This is a genomic window from Serratia sp. CY55921, from assembly GCF_052167655.1.
GTDB classification, from domain to species: domain Bacteria; phylum Pseudomonadota; class Gammaproteobacteria; order Enterobacterales; family Enterobacteriaceae; genus Serratia; species Serratia ureilytica.
In genome coordinates, this window is sequence record NZ_JBJNMU010000015.1 from 1 (window position 1) to 2,959 (window position 2,959).

The window sequence follows — 2,959 nt, forward strand, 5'->3', positions numbered from 1 at the left end:
TGATCTTCTGTGCCAACGGACTGTGACACCATGTGCCGCGGATCCGTGCCAGCAGGCAGCAGTTCGCCGTACACACGCAGCAATTCCGTGGTTTCTAACTCCCGCTTGCCATCGGCACTAGTTCGCCATGACACGCGGCCTGCAGCCATATCTCGATATAACGTCCGCCGACTTTTGCCGGTCAATGCCTGAGCCTGCGCCACACTGTGCCATGCCATGGATACCTCCTTTTTTTGGCACAGTATAGGGGAGATTTGGGGTGTCGGGGCGTAGCCCTGACCAGCGTGTTGTCAAAGCCAAGAACACCGGCGGTAATGACAACACATTTCCTGTCCGTCACCCTCGTTTTGGAAGCGTCGCCAACGGCGGTGCTACAAAACATATCCTGTCCCGCATGAGAGCCACCGGCAGGGTCGGCAACACGTCACCGAATGAAGGCGTGGAATGACGTCAAACGGGAACACGTTGCCTATCTTGCATCGTCAACAAAGCCCCCGGATGACCGTGCGACATATCAGCGTCAGATGCACTTCCGCTTCCTCGAGTTGACAGACTTCGCTAGTCAACACTGCGGCGAGCGGAGCGGAGGAAGTAAAAAGGGAAAGAGCAAAGTGTAGGAAGAAACAAAAAAGCGAGGCAAAGGCGCAGCCCGCAGGGCTGTTTTTCCATAGGCTCCGCCCCCCTGACAAGCATCACAAAATCTGACGCTCAAATCAGTGGTGGCGAAACCCGACAGGACTATAAAGATACCAGGCGTTTCCCCCTGATGGCTCCCTCGTGCGCTCTCCTGTTCCTGCCTTTCGGTTTACCGGTGTCACTCCGCTGTTATGGCCGCGGTTCTCTCATTCCACGCCTGACACTCAGTTCCGGGAAGGCAGTTCGCTCCAAGCTGGACTGTATGCACGAACCCCCCGTTCAGTCCGACCGCTGCGCCTTATCCGGTAACTATCAACTTGAGTCCAACCCGGAAAGACACGACAAAACGCCACTGGCAGCAGCCACTGGTAAGAGGATGTACAAGAGATTACTAACGCAGAGTTCTTGAAGAATCAGCCCAACTACGGCTAAACTGGAAGGACGAATTTGGTGGCAGCGGTCTTGTACACCCTGTTACCACGGTTCAGAAGTTCCCCAACTTACTGAACCTTCGAAAAAACCGCCTCCCCAGGCGGTTTTTTTCTTTCTCAGATTACGCGTTAGAAAGAATCATATCAAGCCCGCCAAAGGCGCAATCATCAACTACTTAAACATTGATTTCACAATAATAAAGAATAAAGCTGAAACTTCGGCCACAGTACCGCCAATCAAAGCCATATAAACCCCTGTTGTGATACTTCTATCTTCTGCTCTCATAAAACCACTGCGAATCAATCTTAGCTCTTCATCGATGACATGATTAAGCATGTCAACAACCCCCCAGTTCATGAAGGCTACCAAGACGGCCATACCCAAAGTTACGATGGTCTTAGTCCACCGGAGATGACGCCTATCGGAGACCTCTTCCTCAACAGTCACCCCTGTAACAAACACTTTCTCTCTGACTTTCCCTGTTTTTTCGGTAAAGCCTTCATAACTTTCAGCCATGCATGTCACCAAAAAAATAGGGCCAGAAAAATCTGGCCCTACTTAAAAAGAATCAATCAATTAGCAAGCAGAGGCGCGCTGCCCACGCTTAAGGATAGGCATTCTCAGAGAGTAGAACTCCTTCTTCTCTCGGTCGAAGGCCGCTATATCATGTCCACTTTCAGACTCTTCAACAGCCCACTCAAGCATAGTTAACGCGTAGTTGAATAACTCTTTCTTTGTACTTATGCCGCACTTATCCATCAAAGAATCGAGCTCTTTCAACCTGTCTTCAGGAAGGTCGAATTGCATACGTACATTTTTCATATGAAATCTCCGCAAGGGCAATCGAAATCCATGTAAGTCATGCCGCTTTATTAACTGTATAAGTTATATATTTAAATTCACTTAAAAATTAAGTTTTTAGGTTGTGTGACACCCTGACGAAAACATTCGTCATCACACATCATCGCAAGCCAAACACTTCAACCTCACCATGGAGGAGGTTGTGAAAATCTCCTCCATGGTGGTTTTAAGCATCGACCACAGCAAATCCGACGAACCAATCTTTAGGAAGAAGCACCTTAGGTGGCATCTCCTTGTAATCGGCACAGTCTTCACCGCCACTGGAGGTCGATGAGTTACGTTGAGTCTCGCTCACGATCGTAATCTCCAGACGCACTCATCACACCGCGCAATGAGTTCCAGTCTAGATATTACCCCAAACACACTCGAATGTCGAGTGTATTACGAGGTAATATTGAGTATATATGGATATCGCTCAAAAATACAACAGCAGTTGTGTAAATTAGTCCAAATCTGAATGCGCAAGATTCTGGGTCACCTTCATTTACCATAACATCCGTTTCCCGCACCGCCTCAGGCGCCCTCAACGCGCTTCCGAGGCGGAATCCACAAAACCCCATCACTTCTCCGCTAAAACGCCCGCAAAATGGCATACAGGCCGTTTGGCAGCGTGAATGGTTATGCAGCCCGGTGTGCAGAGATCAGTTTCAGGGAGAAACGCGACTGAATCGCGTTTTTTTGCCGTTCTGCCAATGTGAGAAACGGTGAACGGGCGGGCAATTTATTGCGCGGCCGTGAAGCGTTGGCCAAGCCGGCGGCGCGGCAGTGGGGATCAACTGCGCCAGCGCTGCCACCACCGTTTGACGCTCGCCGGTTCCGTCGGGACCGGGTGGTGCTCCAGACGCAAGACGGTCGCTTTCAGATCGGCGACCTCCTGCCGTAATGCGCGTATTTCGGCAAGTAACACCGCCTGATCTTCTGTGCCAACGGACTGTGACACCATGTGCCGCGGATCCGTGCCAGCAGGCAGCAGTTCGCCGTACACACGCAGCAATTCCGTGGTTTCTAACTCCCGCTTGCCATCGGCACT

General features: G+C 50.8%; 3 protein-coding genes and 1 pseudogene. All 4 read right to left on the bottom strand.

The window, feature by feature from the left end; genetic code table 11:
- Nucleotides 1-218 (bottom strand): annotated as a pseudogene (locus ACJ8M3_RS24700) (entry exclusion protein 1); the annotation flags it as partial.
- 1,021 nt (nucleotides 219-1,239) lie between these two features.
- Nucleotides 1,240-1,584, bottom strand: a complete 345-nt coding sequence (locus tag ACJ8M3_RS24705) for a hypothetical protein (RefSeq protein WP_442514782.1) — start codon at nucleotides 1,582-1,584, stop codon at nucleotides 1,240-1,242.
- A gap of 60 nt (nucleotides 1,585-1,644) precedes the next feature.
- Entirely contained in the window at nucleotides 1,645-1,890 is a 246-nt protein-coding gene (locus ACJ8M3_RS24710; RefSeq protein ID WP_442514783.1) for a hypothetical protein, read from the bottom strand.
- An 811-nt stretch (nucleotides 1,891-2,701) separates the two neighbouring features.
- Nucleotides 2,702-2,959, bottom strand: a 258-nt coding sequence (locus ACJ8M3_RS24715; protein WP_442514784.1) for an entry exclusion protein 1, incomplete at its 5' end; no start/stop codon positions are given.

Excerpts from the sequence above, each read along its gene's own strand:
- ACJ8M3_RS24705 (WP_442514782.1), bottom strand. The coding sequence starts at position 1,584 with ATGGCTGAAAGTTATGAAGGCTTTACCGAAAAAACAGGGAAAGTCAGA.
- ACJ8M3_RS24710 (WP_442514783.1), bottom strand. The coding sequence starts at position 1,890 with ATGAAAAATGTACGTATGCAATTCGACCTTCCTGAAGACAGGTTGAAA.